Source organism: Vibrio intestinalis (assembly GCF_025195085.2).
Lineage (GTDB): Bacteria > Pseudomonadota > Gammaproteobacteria > Enterobacterales > Vibrionaceae > Vibrio > Vibrio intestinalis.
Genome location: NZ_JANAVY020000009.1, coordinates 1 through 17,404 on the forward strand (window position 1 = coordinate 1; position 17,404 = coordinate 17,404).

The 17,404-nt window shown below is 43.4% G+C and carries 12 protein-coding genes and 1 other annotated feature; of the genes, 5 read left to right on the forward strand and 7 right to left on the reverse strand.

Features of this window, described 5'->3' with window-relative positions:
* Positions 1-444: 444 nt before the first annotated feature.
* From clpB to rluD, 3 genes are all read right to left on the reverse strand, one after another.
* Complete coding sequence (gene clpB / locus MU515_RS12695) at positions 445-3,018, reverse strand: ATP-dependent chaperone ClpB (RefSeq protein WP_260260802.1); 2,574 nt, start codon at positions 3,016-3,018, stop codon at positions 445-447.
* A gap of 151 nt (positions 3,019-3,169) precedes the next feature.
* Positions 3,170-3,901, reverse strand: a complete 732-nt coding sequence (gene pgeF / locus MU515_RS12700; RefSeq protein ID WP_260260803.1) for a peptidoglycan editing factor PgeF — start codon at positions 3,899-3,901, stop codon at positions 3,170-3,172.
* Between the two features lie 21 nt (positions 3,902-3,922).
* A complete protein-coding gene (gene rluD / locus MU515_RS12705) occupies positions 3,923-4,900 on the reverse strand; it encodes a 23S rRNA pseudouridine(1911/1915/1917) synthase RluD (protein WP_260260804.1) in 978 nt (325 codons plus the stop codon).
* A gap of 130 nt (positions 4,901-5,030) precedes the next feature.
* On the opposite strand from rluD, the gene MU515_RS12710 reads away from it, so the two are divergent.
* Positions 5,031-5,759: an outer membrane protein assembly factor BamD gene (locus MU515_RS12710; RefSeq protein ID WP_260260805.1), complete on the forward strand. Its 729-nt coding sequence runs from the start codon at positions 5,031-5,033 to the stop codon at positions 5,757-5,759.
* 76 nt (positions 5,760-5,835) lie between these two features.
* Here MU515_RS12710 and MU515_RS12715 read toward each other — a convergent pair whose 3' ends face one another.
* On the reverse strand, positions 5,836-7,467 hold the full coding sequence (locus MU515_RS12715; protein ID WP_260260806.1) for a methyl-accepting chemotaxis protein: 1,632 nt from the start codon (positions 7,465-7,467) through the stop codon (positions 5,836-5,838).
* Between the two features lie 444 nt (positions 7,468-7,911).
* Positions 7,912-9,543, reverse strand: a complete 1,632-nt coding sequence (locus MU515_RS12720; RefSeq protein WP_260260807.1) for a methyl-accepting chemotaxis protein — start codon at positions 9,541-9,543, stop codon at positions 7,912-7,914.
* 596 nt (positions 9,544-10,139) lie between these two features.
* Here MU515_RS12720 and hpf point away from each other — a divergent pair.
* From hpf to yjjX, 4 genes are all read left to right on the forward strand, one after another.
* Entirely contained in the window at positions 10,140-10,463 is a 324-nt protein-coding gene (gene hpf, locus MU515_RS12725) for a ribosome hibernation-promoting factor, HPF/YfiA family (RefSeq protein ID WP_260260808.1), read from the forward strand.
* A 104-nt stretch (positions 10,464-10,567) separates the two neighbouring features.
* Positions 10,568-10,688: a sequence feature (Phe leader region), on the forward strand.
* 13 nt (positions 10,689-10,701) lie between these two features.
* Positions 10,702-11,880, forward strand: a complete 1,179-nt coding sequence (gene pheA / locus MU515_RS12730; RefSeq protein WP_260260809.1) for a prephenate dehydratase — start codon at positions 10,702-10,704, stop codon at positions 11,878-11,880.
* A gap of 320 nt (positions 11,881-12,200) precedes the next feature.
* Positions 12,201-14,546 (forward strand): putative bifunctional diguanylate cyclase/phosphodiesterase, encoded by a 2,346-nt coding sequence (locus MU515_RS12735; protein WP_260260810.1) that lies wholly within the window; start codon positions 12,201-12,203, stop codon positions 14,544-14,546.
* Positions 14,512-15,045, forward strand: coding sequence for an inosine/xanthosine triphosphatase (gene yjjX, locus MU515_RS12740; RefSeq protein WP_260260811.1), 534 nt, complete (start codon positions 14,512-14,514; stop codon positions 15,043-15,045). The genes MU515_RS12735 and yjjX overlap by 35 nt, the downstream gene beginning before the upstream one ends.
* Before the next feature lie 61 nt (positions 15,046-15,106).
* Here yjjX and trpR read toward each other — a convergent pair whose 3' ends face one another.
* Positions 15,107-15,403: a trp operon repressor gene (trpR, locus tag MU515_RS12745; protein ID WP_260260812.1), complete on the reverse strand. Its 297-nt coding sequence runs from the start codon at positions 15,401-15,403 to the stop codon at positions 15,107-15,109.
* 10 nt (positions 15,404-15,413) lie between these two features.
* Entirely contained in the window at positions 15,414-17,366 is a 1,953-nt protein-coding gene (gene sltY, locus MU515_RS12750; RefSeq protein ID WP_260260905.1) for a murein transglycosylase, read from the reverse strand.
* Positions 17,367-17,404 lie beyond the last annotated feature (38 nt).

Here is a 17,404-nt window from a genome sequence, read left to right on the forward strand (position 1 = left end):
TTTGAATTGACTGTGCTGAGTCTTTCGACTCAATGGTCACTTCGTTTCATTGAAACCTAATTTGATAGCTAAGCTATCTAATTGGATTATCATCAACGAGTGCCCACACAGATTGATAGGTTTATATTGTTAAAGAACATTCTGTTGAGCTTCACTCAAACAGGACGGCCATTTTAGCGAGATAACCATTCGTGTCAAACACTTTTTTAGTTATTTCTCTGAAAGTTAGCTAAGTAACTTTCGCCGTCTTCGTTGCCTGCATATTTGCTTGGTTTCCCGTGACAACGGAGGCGCATTATAGGTAGTTTATTTCCGAACACAATAGTAATTTTAAATTAATTAGCTCTTTTCGAGCTGTTCGGATACTAATTAAGCAAAACCATCAAAAACCAAGCAAAAAGGGACTAAAAAGCCCCTTTATTGATTGAATGAATTTTTGAACCATTACTGATGCGCGATGATTTGATCGTTATTGACCACCAGTTTCACTGTTTTATCCGGTATCACTCGGCCAGATAAGATGGCTTTCGCTAATGGGTTTTCGACACTTTGTTGAATTGCGCGTTTCAATGGTCGAGCGCCATAGACTGGATCGAAGCCAACTTGAGCAATCATATCGAGCGCTTTTTCAGACACCTCTAGATGATAGCCTCTTTCTTCCATGCGTTTTGCTAAACGTAATAACTGAATAGCCGCAATCGACTTGATATGGTCTTGACCCAATGGATGGAATACCACGCTCTCATCAACACGGTTTAAGAACTCAGGTCTAAAGTGTTTAGTTACAACATCCATTACTTGATCTTTAATACCTTGGTAATCCAGTGCATTAAAGTTTTCTTGGATTCTTGAAGAGCCTAAGTTCGACGTCATGATCACAACGGTATTGCGGAAATCTACCGTACGACCTTGGCCATCAGTCAAACGGCCATCATCTAATACTTGCAGTAAAATGTTGAATACGTCTGGATGCGCCTTTTCAACTTCATCAAGCAGAATTACTGAATAAGGTTTACGACGAACCGCTTCGGTTAAGTAACCACCTTCTTCATAACCAACATAACCAGGAGGCGCACCAACCAAACGCGCGACTGAATGTTTTTCCATAAACTCAGACATGTCGATACGAACCATGGCATCTTCACTATCAAACATAAAGCTAGCTAGTGTTTTGCATAGTTCCGTTTTACCCACACCTGTTGGGCCTAAGAATAAGAAAGAACCTATTGGCTTGTTCGGATCTGACAGACCCGCTCGGCTACGGCGTATCGCATTGGATACCACTTCAACTGCTTCTTTTTGACCAATCACGCGTTTATGCAGCACCTGCTCCATTCGTAATAGTTTTTCTTTTTCAGCTTCAAGCATCTTAGAAACAGGAATGCCTGTCTGCTTAGACAATACATCAGCAATCTCTACATCGGTGACTTTATTGCGTAATAACGTCATCTCTTGCATTTCAGCTTGAGTTGCTAAGTCTAACTGCTTCTCTAATTCAGGGATTCGTCCATATTGCAGCTCTGACATTCGATTTAAGTCACCAGCGCGGCGTGCAAACTCCATATCCATGCGCGCTTGTTCAAGCTCCGCTTTAATATGTTGTGTACCAGACAGTGCCGCTTTTTCTGCATTCCATACTTCATCGAGCTCAGCAAATTCGCGTTCCTTCTCTTGCAGCTCTTCGTTAAGTGTTGCTAAGCGTTTTTCACTCGCTTCATCATTTTCATTGCTCAGCGCTTGCTGCTCAATTTTAAGCTGAATGATTTTGCGCTCTAACTTATCCAAAGATTCTGGTTTGGAGTCAATTTGCATCCGGATGCTTGATGCCGCTTCATCAATCAAATCGATGGCTTTATCTGGTAACTGACGATCTGAGACATAACGATGAGATAGGCTAGCCGCAGCGACAATTGCAGGGTCGGTAATCTCAACATGATGGTGCAACTCATAGCGCTCTTTTAGGCCACGTAGAATTGCTACTGTATCTTCCACACTTGGTTCATCCACCAGCACTTTTTGGAAACGTCGCTCTAAAGCAGGATCCTTCTCAATGTATTGACGATGTTCATCTAATGTTGTCGCACCAACACAATGCAGTTCACCTCGCGCAAGGGCAGGTTTTAGCATGTTACCCGCATCCATTGAGCCTTCACCTTTACCGGCACCGACCATGGTATGAATTTCATCGATGAAAAGAATGACATTACCTTCTTCTTTAGAAAGTTCATTCAAAACCGATTTCAAACGTTCTTCAAATTCGCCACGGTATTTTGCACCTGCAACCAACGCGCCCATATCTAATGACAACACACGTTTGTTGCGTAGACCTTCAGGCACTTCATTATTAATGATGCGTTGTGCTAAGCCTTCAACAATGGCGGTTTTACCCACACCAGGCTCACCGATGATCACAGGGTTATTTTTAGTACGGCGTTGCAGCACCTGTATTGTGCGGCGAATTTCATCATCACGGCCAATAACAGGGTCAAGTTTGCCCTGCTCTGCACGCTCAGTAAGATCGATGGTGAACTTCTCAAGGGCTTGGCGAAGTTCTTCTGCATTTGGATCATTGACTTTCTGACCACCACGGATCTTATCGATCGCTTCAGATAAATTGGCTTCTGTCAGGCCGAGCTCTTTTAACAGCGCACCTAAAGGACCACGATCTTCTAGTGCTGCGAGTAGGAATACTTCTGATGAGATGTAACTGTCTTGTCGCTTTTGCGCCACTTTATCGCACAAATTAAACAGCGTACCCATGCCGCTAGAAAGCTGTACATCCCCACCAATACCGCTCACTTTAGGTAAGCGATCTAGGATTTCACTTAGTTTTGAACGCAAATGGGTAATATCGATATTGAGCATGGTGAGCAATGGACGAATGGGGCTGCCATTTTGATCCATCAGTGCCACCATTAAATGCACCGGTTCAATATATTGATGGTCACGACCTAACGCTAATGACTGCGCATCAGAAATAGCGATTTGAAACTTGCTAGTAAACCTGTCTAGACGCATACCAACCTTCCTAACCTCAACGGAAAAATTCTATTAATCAAAACAAAAGATGGATACTGACCACAAGAATTTCAAGGGCATCAGAAGCAAAAACGAAAACATTTACGCAGATAACAAAAAGGCTGACACTAGTCAGCCTTTCATCATTTCTTTAGTGGGATTCAAGCCAAATAAAAGTGGCTTGCCTGCCAGTGACACCATCGCGTCGGTAAGAGTAAAAACGCTCAGGTTCAGAGTAGGTACAAAGACCACTTGTAAAGACTTGCGTAACCCCTAGCTTGTTTAATCGCTGCGTGGCTAGCTCATCCATGTTCGCCCACCATTTACCGTATTCACCTGTCGGTTGAAATGCATCAATGGCTTGCGCATCAAAATCTGCGAATGCGTTAAGCACATCCTCTCCAACTTCAAATGCACTGGGGCCAATCGCGGGGCCAAGCCATGCAATCACTTCACCGGAGAATTTCTCAACGGCATTTTCAACGATACCGTTTGCAAGGCCACGCCATCCCGCATGCACCGCAGCAACTTGTGTACCTTTACTATCTGTTAGCAGTACTGGCAAACAATCGGCTGTCATGGCTGAGCACACAACACCAGTTGCACTGGTATATACACCGTCGGCATCAAGTATCTCTGAGCTTGGTGCAAAAACTTCAGCAACTTTGGTTGAGTGTGTTTGATTAAGCCAAACAGGCGCACTCGGCATTTGAGCGAGTTCAACAAGCTGCGCTCTATTACTAGCAACGAGATCAGCATCGTCCCCAACATGCGTACCTAGGTTAAGCCCTAAATACTCATTAGTTGAGAAACCACCTTGCCGCGTAGAAGCAACGGCCTTTACATGGGGTGGTACTTTCCAATTAGGTACTAAGAAAGACATCGAAAACCTCGTTTAGACCGTTTAGTAGTCTTCTTCTAGACCATGCTCTTCAGCATCTTTGCGCAGCGCTTCAGCCATCACCACCATGTCATTAGGCACAGGAGCATGGAACTCAAGCTCTTCGCCCGTCACTGGGTGATCAAAACGAAGCATTACTGCGTGCAGTGCTTGACGATCAAATGCTCGAATCATATCCGTAAGCTCTTGAGTTGCACCTTGCGGGATGCGTGCACGACCACCGTAGGCAGTATCACCCAACAGTGGATGCTGCAAGTAAGACATATGCACACGGATTTGGTGCGTACGGCCGGTTTCTAGACGTAGACGAATACGCGTATGTTCACGGAAGTGCTCCGCCACACGGTAATGCGTCACCGCTGGTTTACCGAGCGGGGCTACCGACATCAATGTACGCTTAGTAGAGTGACGACCAATAGGTTGATCAACTTTACCACCAGCCGTCATACGACCAATCGCAATCGCTTCGTACTCACGGGTGATCTTACGCTTTTGCAGTGCGCGCACTAAACGAGTTTGTGCTGGAACTGTTTTAGCGACAACCATCAAACCTGTTGTGTCTTTATCAAGACGGTGAACAATACCTGCACGAGGCACTTCTGCAATCGCAGGATAATGATGTAACAATGCGTTTAGCACTGTACCATCTGGCGTACCCGCACCTGGGTGAACAACAAAGTCACGCGGTTTATTGATTACGATGATATCGTCATCTTCGTAAACAATATCCAACGGAATATCTTGCGCTTCCCAGCGTTCTTCATCCTCAAGTTCCGCTTGCAGGGTAATGACTTCGCCGCCCATAACTCTGGTTCTAGGCTTGGTAATGACCTCGCCATCGACTTGAACCTTACCCGCTAGCAACCATTCTTTCAGGCGCGAACGAGAGAAGTCGGCAAAAATTTCGGCGATAGCTTGGTCAAGACGTTGACCTAATTGGCTATCTTTTACTGTATTAGTTAATTCAATCTGCTGAGCCATATCGAACTTTTTCAAAAACTGTGAGACTAATTGTCACGAGTGTGGAAGAATATTGCACCATTGTATCTGCTACCGACAAGAAAGTAACGGAAGCGACAGAATTATTTACTTCAAGGAATCGACTCCTGACATGAAACAGCATACTTTATCTGGGCTTTTAGCATTAACTCTATTAGTAGGCTGCAGTAGCGGCAGCGAACAAATCGTCCCAGATGTACCACCATCAGAACTTTACTCTGATGCTCAAATTTCTCTTCAAAGTGGTAGCTGGATTACCGCGATTGAAAAGCTAGAAGCACTAGATTCGCGCTACCCATTCGGTGCGTACTCTGAGCAGGTTCAGCTTGATCTTATCTACGCTTACTACAAAAACGACGATTTAGCGTTAGGTCTAGCAACGATTGAACGCTTTATGCGCTTGAACCCAACTCATGAAAAACTTGACTGGATTTTATACATGCGCGGTCTAAGCCATATGGCTCAAGATCGAAACTTTATGCACGATATATTCAATATCGATCGTAGCGACCGCGATCCAGAGCCAGTAAAAGCCGCTTTCGCTGATTTCAAAAAGCTACTTGAGCGCTACCCAGAAAGTGCCTACGCAAAAGATGCGCAAAAGCGCATGTTCGCGCTTAAGAACCGCCTAGCGGAATACGATTTAGCCACAGCTGATTTTTATCTGCGCCGTGAAGCATGGATTGCAGCTATCAACCGCTGCCAAGAATTGCAAAAAACCTACCCTGATACGGTAGCTGCGCGTAAATCACTCGAAATTCAATTAGAAGCTTACCAAGAGCTAGGCTTAACCGATGCGGCCAATCGCACTCGACAATTGATATCGAAGAATCCGCTTTAAGCACGATTGATTCAAAAAAGCTCACCACTTGGTGAGCTTTTAATTTTGTATTTATACCCCATACTAGGATGGGTCATTACGCCACTTTAAAACGATGAATAATATTTTGCATATTAGAAGCTAACTGACTCAACTCTATGCAAGCTTGAGCCGTTTGTGTTGCACCTGCGGCAACTTCAGTCGATGAATGATGAATATTGTCTACATTACGTTGCAACTCCTCGGAAACAGAGCTTTGTTCACTACATGCACTAGCGATCTGAATGTTCATATTCGCAATATTTTCAATGGAAGAACTTATGTCTCCTATCGTTGTTCCTGTCACTGTCGACTGCTCATTACATTGATTGATTATATCGCAACTCTGATTTGTCGCTTCTACTGCTCGCATTGCTCGCTCTTGCAATTGATTGATTATCGCAACAATCTCTTCGGTAGAGCTCTGGGTTCGCCCCGCTAACGTTCTGACCTCATCGGCAACAACAGCAAAACCGCGGCCTTTTTCACCCGCCCTAGCAGCCTCTATCGCTGCGTTTAAAGCAAGCAAGTTTGTTTGCTCTGCGATACTTTGAATGACGTCAACAACCATACTGATGTCACTAGAATCTTTTTCAAGCTTAGTAACCATGTCTCCTGTAGACTCAGCGACTTGTTGGGCATGAGAGATCTGGCTTATTCCTTCTTTAATGCTCTTAGTCCCATCATTTATATTGTCATTTGCAATCATCGCTGCATTCGACGCTTCTTCAGTATTAGCTGCAACCTCATTAACAGTTGCTTGTAACTGAGTCATAGCTGTTGCGACTAAGGATAATTGGCTTTGCTGGCTCACCATACCTTGCTCTGTCTGCGTCGATACTGCACTCACCTCTTCAATCGAGCTCGCTAACTGTGTAGACGAACTCGCTATTTGCTCTATGATTGACTTAAGGTTATCTTGCATTTTTTGACAAGTATCGGCCAACTTCCCAAACTCATCATTACCAATTTTTTCTCTATCGATTGCTTGTGTTAAATCACCATTGGTAATGCTTTGAGCTAGCGCCATCACACGGACAAGAGGTGAACATACTTGCCGAGTTAATCCCCACCCTGCAAAAACCATAAAAGTAAGAACACAAGCGATACCTATAAAGCTAACCATAAAGGTTTGAGTCACCTGTTCATTCGCCAGCGCCCTCTTTTCGACAATGAACTCCCGGTTTAATCCCTCTAGCTCTGTCAGAGATTTAAAAGCATTTTGATAATCCTCATATCCATCAATCGTCAATTGACCTGCTTTACCTATTTCTCCGGCACTAAACGCTATTCGAAAGCTTTCTATTTGCTCTAAATACTCTCTCCAGTTTACTTCCACTTTCTCGTAATATTCACGCTCTTTCGCGTCCCACACATAACTCTGATAATCAAATAACCTTTGTTCAAGCTGAGCTTGAAAATCAACCATATTTTGCTGCCAAATTGGAACCAATTCATGTGTAGGATTAGACAGTAAGGCATATTGATCACGTCTGATCTCTTCAAGGTTAATTTGCATATCTTTTACTAACAAAACACTTGGGACACTAACATCTGAAAAAACCAGCATAGAATCTCTAACGTTACTTATTTGTTTAACCATAAATGCGATCTGTAGTATTACGGCCAAAGAAATAGCGACAAAAATAGCAGCCACCTTATGCTTAACTTTAAAATCTTTGAATCTCATTACTCACCACCAATAAAATTACCAAAAAATAAATAAACGAAATTAAATTCCACGAAAATGAAATATAAGTGGCGCGTTATATCGCTTAAACTCAAAAATTAAGAATTAAATAAAACAAAGACTCGTCACACTTCACGGTTTACGACTTGAGAGGTTCCAATTAAGGATGTTAGTTCCAATACGAATTGTATGTTTGCAGAATAACCTACGTTAAAATCAAGATATAAAGTCTTGCTAAAACCACAATAAACTCCCAGAGCAATGGGAGCTAATCACTCTTTTGAACAAATCCAGACCAAGTTTTCCATGGTTGAACCATTTAAACTGAGGCCGTAATAAAGATTAATTAAAAAACTTATCGACAAAAAAAGAGCGCAGAAATGCGCTCCGTTAACAAATATCTACGAAATTATAGTTAGCAGCTCTATTCAGTGACTTTCCGTCTTACGCTACTTTAAAGCGATGAATAATAACTTGCATATTTGAAGCTAACTGACTCAATTCTGCACAAGCTTGAGCCGTTTGCGTAGCTCCTGCGGCAACTTCAGTCGACGAATGTTGAATGTTATCTACATTACGTTGCAGCTCTTCAGAAACAGAGCTTTGTTCACTGCAAGCGCTAGCAATCTGAATATTCATATTCGCGATATTTTCAATGGAGATATTAATCCCCCTCATGGTCTCTCCCGTTTCAATCGCCTGCTCATTACAACGATTAATTATCTCACAGCTTTGATTGGTCGCTTCTACCGCACGTTTCGCTCTATCTTGAAGTTGTCCAATAATGGTGACGATCTCTTCAGTAGAACTTTGAGTTCGTCCTGCTAACGTCCTTACCTCATCTGCCACAACAGCAAAACCTCGGCCTTGCTCACCAGCTCGTGCCGCTTCGATTGCCGCATTCAGCGCAAGTAGATTAGTTTGTTCAGCGATTCCTTGAATCACATCAACCACCATACTGATATCACTAGAGTCTTTTTCTAACTGAGCAACCATACTACCAGCGTCCTCAATCACATCCTTTGCCTTCTCTATTTGCTGAACTCCTAATGTAATACTCCCTGCCCCCTGCGCAGTACTAGTATTAGCTTCGGTTGCCGCACTAGAGGCCTCTTCTGTGTTATTAGCCACTTCATTAACCGTAGATTGGAGTTGCGTCATCGCCGTTGATACCATTTCCAACTCATGCTGTTGACTAGCCATACCTTGCTCTGTTTGAGCAGAGACTGCGCTAACCTCTTCGATAGAGGTTGCTAACTGAGTAGATGCACTAGCAATCTCTTCCACCATTTGATTTAACCCATTTTGCATTGTCTGACATGCATCTGCTAAATCACCCAATTCATCATTGCCAATTTTATCGCGAGCTAATCGACCAGTAAGATCGCCACGACTAATTCGCTGTGCCAAAGCAATTACCAAGTCTAAAGGATCACAAATCTGTTTTATCAATAACGTAGCAACCACCAACATAAAGCTAATCACGGCCAGAGATCCAATTGCGCCAACAATGAACGTATGCTCAACTCTCTGATGAGCAACCTCATTATCCTCACTGATATAAATCTGGTTAATTTCCTCCAACCCAGTCATTGCACTAAAGGCTGCCTGATACTCATCATAGCCTTCAACTGTAACTCGGTTCGCTTCGGCGATATCGCCATGCTGCATCAATTCAGTAAAAAGGTTGATTTGATGATGATAAACCTGCCAGCGTTTTTCGAGTTCTGCAAAAGCAATTCGATCACGTTCATCCCATAAACCTTGACGATAAGTATCAAGGCTGGTGTTAATTTCATTCACGAAAGTAGCGATGTTTTCATGCCAGATTGGTACTAACTTATCATTAGGGTTCGCAGCTAATGCGTATTGATCGCGACGAATCTCTTCTATGCTGATTTGCATATTCTTTACTTGAAGGACGCTAGGAACGGTTGTGGTCGCAAATACATTCATCGCATCACGAACCTGAGTGACTTGATTGCTAATAAAAGCCATGAGAATAACCACTGCTAGTGCAATCAATACAAATACAGCGGATACCTTTTTCTTGATTGAGATATCTTTAAACTTCATAAACACCAAACTTTTCAATTAAAACGCCCCACTTAATAACATTAATCACCAAGAAAGAGCCTATAGAGCAGCTTGATATACCCCCAATACAAATTAATTGCAGTGAAATATGTTTTATAACACTCATTGCTCGCAAATTTAGTTTTATAAACTTGAAAGCAACAATAAAACAATTAACAACAAGTGATATTAAAAAGTGAATTGCGTTATCGTACGGATTAGGCCTGCCAACAAAAAGAAAGGATATTTATTCGCCAGCTAAGATGCACTAAATTAACCAAAGCAATAAATTGAAGATTCAATAGTGAACTAAATCACAAAGGCAAGGTGAATAAAGATTGAACAGAGGGTTTATTGAGGTCGAATGAAGTCCCTAAAAAGCGAATGATTTTTAGCAACTTACAACTCCCAATCTAAAGCGTTTTCAAAGTTTCTCAAGCATTTTTATGCGCTTATCTAAAGACATTTTGAATTAGATCACAATTGAATTTGAACGCTAAAAACCCACCCCAAAACAAGATCTACGTCACATTCTTTTGAGTATGGATGAGTAATCTGGAGTTAACCCATGAGGGATGCAACAGAGGAAAACATCTATGAAAGTAAACATCACTGGCAAAAATATCGACATCACCTCTGCAATCCGCAATCACATTGAGAGCAAGTTTAAAAAGCTAGAAAAGTGGCAAGTGGACATCATCGGATGCCAAGCAAGCTTTAGCGAAGAACCGAATAAACAGAAAAAGTTTGAAGCCGTAATTACCATTCCAAAAGGGAAATTGGTCGCTTCAGCAACACATGAAGATTTATACGCTGCCGTTAACGAGGTAGAACAGAAACTAGAACGTCAGCTAAACAAACTGCGCCACAAACCAGAAGCTCGTCGAGCAGACAAACCTGAACTTGAAGAAGCGGAGTAAAGTAAACCATGAAAAATAGCGCCGAAAGGCGCTATTTTTTTGCTTGACGCTGAAAACTCGGTTGCTTATTGTGTTTACGAACCCACTAAAAATAAACGATTTATGACATCAAACACTCTGTTCTTTTTTGACTTGTTTTTTCTCCAATAACTTTTGGAGGCTCACTCGTTTCGCAAGATAAGTCAAAAACGAACAGAAAGCCTCCCAAAGGGAGGTTTTTTTATGTAAGGAAAATAGGATGACTGAACAAAAATACTCGCTCGACGAAATTCGACTGCGTCTAAACGAGCTCGACGATCAATTGCTACAGCTACTCTCTGAGCGTCGCCAAATGAGTATTGAAGTTGCCAAGAGCAAGGTTGAGACATCCAAACCTGTTCGTGATGCTGAGCGAGAGCAGCAACTATTGGTTAAGCTGATCGATAATGGTCAAAACAAATACCAACTTGACGCGCAATACATTACTAAGCTGTTCCACACTATCATTGAAGACTCTGTCCTTCTTCAGCAATCATACTTGCAGAACCTAGCCAACCCAGAACAAAGCCGTAAGCCACTTGCTCGCGTCGCATTCCTTGGTTCTAAGGGCTCATATTCTCACCTAGCAAGCCGAGAGTACTTCAGCCGAAAAAACACTGAGCTGATTGAGTTAAATTGTGAAGGCTTTAAAGAAGTCGCCAATACAGTGGAATCAGGCCATGCTGATTTTGGTGTATTGCCAATTGAGAACACCAGTTCTGGCTCAATTAATGAGGTGTATGACCTTCTACAACACACAACGCTCTATATTGTCGGTGAACTAACCTTGCCTATTGAGCACTGTTTAGTCGCCACATCAGATATTCGTCTTGAAGATATCACCACCCTCTACTCGCACCCTCAACCGCACCAACAATGCAGCGAGTTTATCGGCCGCCTAAAAGGGGTGAAGCTAGAAACCTGCGCAAGTACTGCCGATGCGATGCAAAAAGTTCGCGAACTCAATCGCTCAGATATTGCAGCGATTGGTAACGCTTCCAGTGGCAAACTGTACGGACTGCAATCGATCAAAGGCAATATTGCTAATCAAACAGAAAACCACACTCGCTTTATCATCGTAGCGCGCAAGCCTGTTGAAGTGTCACCACAAATTCCAGCGAAAACCACGCTGATCATGTCAACGTCGCAACAAGCCGGCTCTTTGGTTGCTACCCTCTTAGTGTTGCAGCGTTACGGCATCAATATGACAAAGCTAGAGTCGCGCCCAATAATGGGTAACCCGTGGGAAGAAATGTTCTACGTAGATTTGGAAGCTCACCTAGATTCGGAACATATGCAGCAAGCATTGTCTGAAGTAACCAAAATCACGAAGCACCTGAAAGTTCTCGGCTGCTACCCAAGCGAAAACGTCAAACCCACTCAGGTTAAACTGACTTAAATTTCGACTTGTCACGCTGACACATTGGCCTTTGCGTGGCTTAATTAAAATGTGTCAGCGTTATTTAATTCACATGACACCTTCCCTACGCAGCCACTCTTTCAACCATTTCGATATCACAAAATAACTGCAACAAATGTAACAACCTTCAAAGCTGCAACGTACTGATTAAGTTGACTAAAACTTGTGCATGAATCGCAATTAGTTGATGCATCATAGCGCTCAATACAATCATGATTCGAGCAAGAACAAATCGATTGGGTTCTCAAGCTCGAACGATTAGCTCAAGAGCTGACGTAATAAATTGCATTTGAAAGGCCATGAAACTCAATACTAGAGTCCTGTTACTTGTTACCCCAGTTGTGTTACTCAGTGCTGCCTTATCGAGTTACAGCATTTATCACAATCAAAAAGACGCATTAATAAAAAGAGAAGCGAGTTACTTGCAGCTGACAATGGAGAAGCTAGCAGGCCACTTTCGTCAATCTTATGCGTTGATCAACAGTTATTCGCTCACGCTCACCAAAAGCGACATCATTCGTCACTATCTCGATCCACAAGAGAATCCCTTTAAAGAGATGGAGTTGCAGGATGATTTGCAACGTACCATAGCAACGCTGCAGTCTAGCGGGCAAGATACCATCGGCGTGGCAATCTTAAACAACCAACGTCAAGCTCGTTTCTTTGCCGACAGCCAAAGCGACCCTTTCTCAAAGTTTGATGAGAAGGTGATGCGCTACGTTAATTATATCTATCAGCATTCTGGGCAGCTTACTCATACTGGCTTTACCAAAAACCACCAAGGTCAGAGTGTTTTGGTTCGCTACAACATTCTTAACCCCGATACGTTAGTGACCCCATTCAATTATGATAATGACGAAATCTACTTTGTGGTGGTCTATCTCACCTTAAGTCAGTTCGACCAACTCAAGCATATTCTCGAATTTGATAACGACAGCAGCATCTTCTTTACCGACCATCCTGTTTACAAATCTGGGTTAAATCACTCTGTTGAATTAAAGTCAGGGCTATACGCCACCTTAGATCCTGCTCAATACTTGCTTAACGATAAACTTGAAACCATCGAGCATAAGTTGGTGCTCTCTTTTGCCAGTTCTGCTCTGGTCACGGTTTTGATCTTATTAATCTTGCTCTATCGCCACGTCATTAGCCCGATCGCCAAATTAGACAAACAGCTATTGGACGTTGAGCAACGAAAGCTCCATAACATCGAAAAGCTGCCCAATGACGATGAGATCGGCCGTTTATCAGTACGTTTTTACGAAATGTATCGTGAACTGCATTCAAGCTATCAAAAGACCAAAGCGCTGGCAGAAAATGACCACTTAACCCAACTCGCCAATCGATACCAGTTTCAAACCGCTGTCGAGCGAACTCTGGCCAATAAAATTCGCTTTCACTACGCTTGGATTCTTTATATCGACTTAGATAACTTTAAGTATGTGAATGACAAGTATGGACACAATACTGGCGATAACTTGCTGATTAACTTTGCTAACCACCTCAAAGTGCAATGCTTTGATTGGCAAAAGAAACACAGCCTAAAATGCCTTCCTTCAAGGTTATCTGGTGATGAATTTGCGATTTTCATTGCATCTTCACAAAGGGATGCGTACGCCGAATCCTTGGCTGAGGCCATTCTTGAACCATTAATGAAAACCGGCAGCTCACCATTAGGTAGCTTCCCAATTACTGCTAGCATAGGTATCGCAGCCTACCCAGATGATGGCAACGACCTAACGAGCTTATTATCCAATGCAGATACCGCGATGTACCAAGCCAAACGAGCTGGTAAAAACCAAGTAGCCTACTACTCGCAAGAACTCGACAATACCGTGCGACGCCGTACCCAAGTTGAGCGCGCCTTGCGAAGTGGTGAATACAACAAAGAGTTTGCTTTGCAATATCAGCCCTATTACAACCGCCAAGGAGATAAGGTAATGGGCGTTGAAGCCCTGCTGCGCTGGAACTCGCCAAAACTAGGCAAAGTAAACCCGGCGGAGTTCATCCCTATCTCAGAGAAGACCGGATTATTCGGTAACATAGACCGTTGGGTAATAGAGCAGGCATTTCGTGATTTTGTGGGGATTCAATCGCTGTTCGAGCATGACATCCAACTGTCGATTAACCTCTCCTCAGCAGAACTCGACTCTAAACAACTGGCGCTGTTTATTGAGCGCATGGCACATCGCTACAAAGTGCGCCCAGATCTTATCGATTTTGAAATCACCGAAACGTTCGCCACCGACTCACAAAGCTATACCTTGTTGCATGAACTCTCGACCATGGGCTTTAAACTGGCTATTGATGATTTTGGTTCTGGCTATACATCCATCACACAACTTGTAGAATACCCAGTACAAAAAATTAAACTGGATCGCGAATTCTTAGCCGCCTTGATTAAAACCGACAACCGAAAAGTAGTAAAACCATTGGTCGATTTATGCCATTCACAGTCGATGATTGTGACCGCAGAAGGCATTGAATCAGAAGACATGCATACTTGGCTCGCCGACAATAAATGCGATTTCATGCAAGGCTACTACTTATCACCGCCGGTCGATTTACATCAGCTAAAAGAGTTCGTCTCTTCTAAGAAGGTAAACGGATATGTCCACCCAGACAGTTATTGTCGCTTCGCTTAACCCTGCCAAAATTAAAGCGGTAGAAAGTGCTTTTTCAGCAAGCTTCCCTGAGCAACCTTTTGAGTTTATCGGCGTCAGTGTGCCAAGTGGCGTTGCTGACCAACCTATTGGCGATCACGAAACTCACCTCGGCGCACTCAATCGCGTTAAAAACGCCAAAGCAGAGCAACCCAATGCGGACTATTATGTAGGGCTTGAAGCGGGCAATGAAGGACAGACTACTTTTGCTTGGATGGTGATTGAATCAGAAAATAGAAGCGGTGAATCTCGCTCTGCCAGTTTGATGTTGCCCCCTGCCGTGGTTGAAAAGTTGTCTGCGGATAATGAGCTCGGCACAGTGATGGATGAGGTCTTTGCCACCAATAACATCAAGCAAAAAGGCGGGGCAATTGGCTTGCTAACCAAAGATTTGCTTACTCGCAGCTCTGTTTATCATCAGGCACTCATATTGGCTTTGATCCCTTTTATTAACCCTGAGCACTTCCCTGCTAATTTATAACGCAGCCAAAAACAAAAAAGGTGTCCGAGGACACCTTTTCTAATCACCTGAATGAGATTAATTAATCAACTTTTAATAGGTGAGCAATCTGCTGCTTTTCATCACCGCTTTTCGATTTCAACTCATTCGAACCACGAGTAATGGTGGCCACACCAACGCCAAGTAGTTGGCTAATCTGGCGCTGAGATAAATCCCCTTTCAGTAGCTCACGGAAAATATTCACACGAGCAACGAGAGAGTCACGCTCATCCGGCGTAAGTAACATGGTTAATAACATTTCATGTTGCTCGGATTCTGTGCTCTGCTTAATCAGATCTAATACTTGCTGCCACTCTTGATATTCAGGTTGTAATGACATAATTGTGCGCCTAATACTGGGTGTTCACTTCATGAGGATTAAGAAACGCACCGTCCGCCCCCAACAAATCTCGGTAGTAAGTTTCAAACATTAAAATGTTTTGTACATAACCACGAGTTTCATTGAAAGGAATCGCCTCAATAAAGGCGTAAGCATCTAATTTGCCTTGCGTACGAGAACGCCACGTTTTCACTCTTGCTGGCCCTGCATTATACGCAGCAAATGCAAAAATTCGATTGTTATCGTATTGCTCTAAAAGTCCTTGCAAGTAGTGACTGCCAATTTCGATGTTCTTCCCCACTTCATACAACTCGTGGCTTCCGCGATAGGAAAGCTGATACTTTTTCGCCGTATACTTCGCGGTTGAAGGCATAATTTGCATGATGCCACGAGCACCGACAGGCGATCTTGCTTCAACATCCATCGCACTCTCTTGGCGAGCTAGCGACATTAACGTTATTGGGTCGATATTGTGCTTCTCACCATAGAAATTAAACCACCAGCTGTGAGCGACTGGGAAACGCAACTTGATGTTATCCCACATTTTGGCTTGAATACTCGCCGTCACTGTCAAGTGATGCCAGCGTTTATACGCCGCGTATGCCGCTAACATCTCTTTTTGCTTGCTATCAGCACGACGCAGCAACCAGCGCCATTCACTCTTGGCTGCGGCAATTTTATCGCGCACAATCAATTCATCAATTCGCGTCAAACTCGTAGCAAAAGGTTCGACACGGCTGCGATCTAAACTAAACGTTGTCTGGGGATACTCAATCGAACGTTGAATCTCTTTAGCCGCTGCAACACTGTAGAAGTTTCTTTGGCCAAGAATAGACTCTAAACGCTTTTGGCCTTCACTTGTTTGTCCAAGTGCAACCTCAGAACGACCTTGCCAGTATTGCCAGCGATTCGACTGCTGAGCCTCTTCTGGCATCAGAGCGATCCATTGAGTCACCCCTTGCCAATCTGCATGTTGAATAGCTAAGCGAGAACGACGCTCTAGCAACTTCACATTGGAGGTGGTGGCTATTTTGCTGTCTCGCCATTGGATTAAACTTGGCGAATCGGTATTAATTAGACGAAACGAAATGTAATCCGCTAATTGCTGAGCTCGTTCATCCGGCAAGTGCTGGCGCTCAACTACTGTCGACCATGCCTGTTGCGCTTTAGTGACATCTTTACGCGCCAATTTTTCTAGTGCCATTTCAGCTTGTTGCTGATAGAAATCTTTCGCAGGTTGCTTAATCGCAAACTGGGTAACTTTCTCCGGTTGGTTAAATAACGCCACCATTTGCTTGGCTTTATTGCGCGCGCTGGTGCTATCGAGCTGCTTAGCGAGATAGTTGAGTAACTTGCCGTTACGCGCATCAAATGCAAGCAACATACGTTCAAGGATAAGTTGATCCGTTCTTAAGCCCGCTTTATCCCATTCTTGAAACAGTGGGTCACAAGCATCAGAGACGCTCTTTCCATGTAACCAAAGATGCTCTGCCCCTTTATAGGCCGCTTGTTTATTACCAGTTTGTAGCAATGCATTGTAGTAATGACATTGATATTGCTCGCCGCGAGGAGGCTCGGTTTGAAAACGAAGCAATGCTTGCCACTCTTTCTGCTGAGCCAGTCTATCTAAATAGGGCGCGCGAATACGATTGGAAAACGGAAAGCTACTGTTTTGCTCAATAAACGCGGTCACTTCTTGAGGGGACTTATCACCCAACTGAGCCATGAAGACACGATAATCAACATAAGGTGTCAGCGGATAATGGGCAATTTGAGGCCGTATGCTCAGATATTGTTCAATATTTCTATCATCTAAAAGCTGCTGAGCTTGATCGTATACTTTGCGTTGTTGGCTTAAATCTAATTCTTTGCTCGCATGAGCATTTACACTGCATAACATCGCGCTAAAAGCCAATAGCGATGATGGAAGGCGATGCAGTGGTTTTGAAAACCTTGGCGTCATCTCTTCTCGTCCTAATGAGAAATTATCGTCGTTTACCC

Coding starts and splice junctions, on each gene's coding strand:
- clpB (WP_260260802.1), bottom strand. CDS start 3,018: ATGCGTCTAGACAGGTTTACTAGCAAGTTTCAAATCGCTATTTCTGAT.
- sltY (WP_260260905.1), bottom strand. CDS start 17,366: ATGACGCCAAGGTTTTCAAAACCACTGCATCGCCTTCCATCATCGCTA.
- rluD (WP_260260804.1), bottom strand. CDS start 4,900: ATGGCTCAGCAGATTGAATTAACTAATACAGTAAAAGATAGCCAATTA.
- MU515_RS12720 (WP_260260807.1), bottom strand. CDS start 9,543: ATGAAGTTTAAAGATATCTCAATCAAGAAAAAGGTATCCGCTGTATTT.
- yjjX (WP_260260811.1), top strand. CDS start 14,512: ATGTCCACCCAGACAGTTATTGTCGCTTCGCTTAACCCTGCCAAAATT.
- MU515_RS12715 (WP_260260806.1), bottom strand. CDS start 7,467: ATGAGATTCAAAGATTTTAAAGTTAAGCATAAGGTGGCTGCTATTTTT.
- MU515_RS12710 (WP_260260805.1), top strand. CDS start 5,031: ATGAAACAGCATACTTTATCTGGGCTTTTAGCATTAACTCTATTAGTA.
- hpf (WP_260260808.1), top strand. CDS start 10,140: ATGAAAGTAAACATCACTGGCAAAAATATCGACATCACCTCTGCAATC.
- pheA (WP_260260809.1), top strand. CDS start 10,702: ATGACTGAACAAAAATACTCGCTCGACGAAATTCGACTGCGTCTAAAC.
- MU515_RS12735 (WP_260260810.1), top strand. CDS start 12,201: ATGAAACTCAATACTAGAGTCCTGTTACTTGTTACCCCAGTTGTGTTA.
- trpR (WP_260260812.1), bottom strand. CDS start 15,403: ATGTCATTACAACCTGAATATCAAGAGTGGCAGCAAGTATTAGATCTG.
- pgeF (WP_260260803.1), bottom strand. CDS start 3,901: ATGTCTTTCTTAGTACCTAATTGGAAAGTACCACCCCATGTAAAGGCC.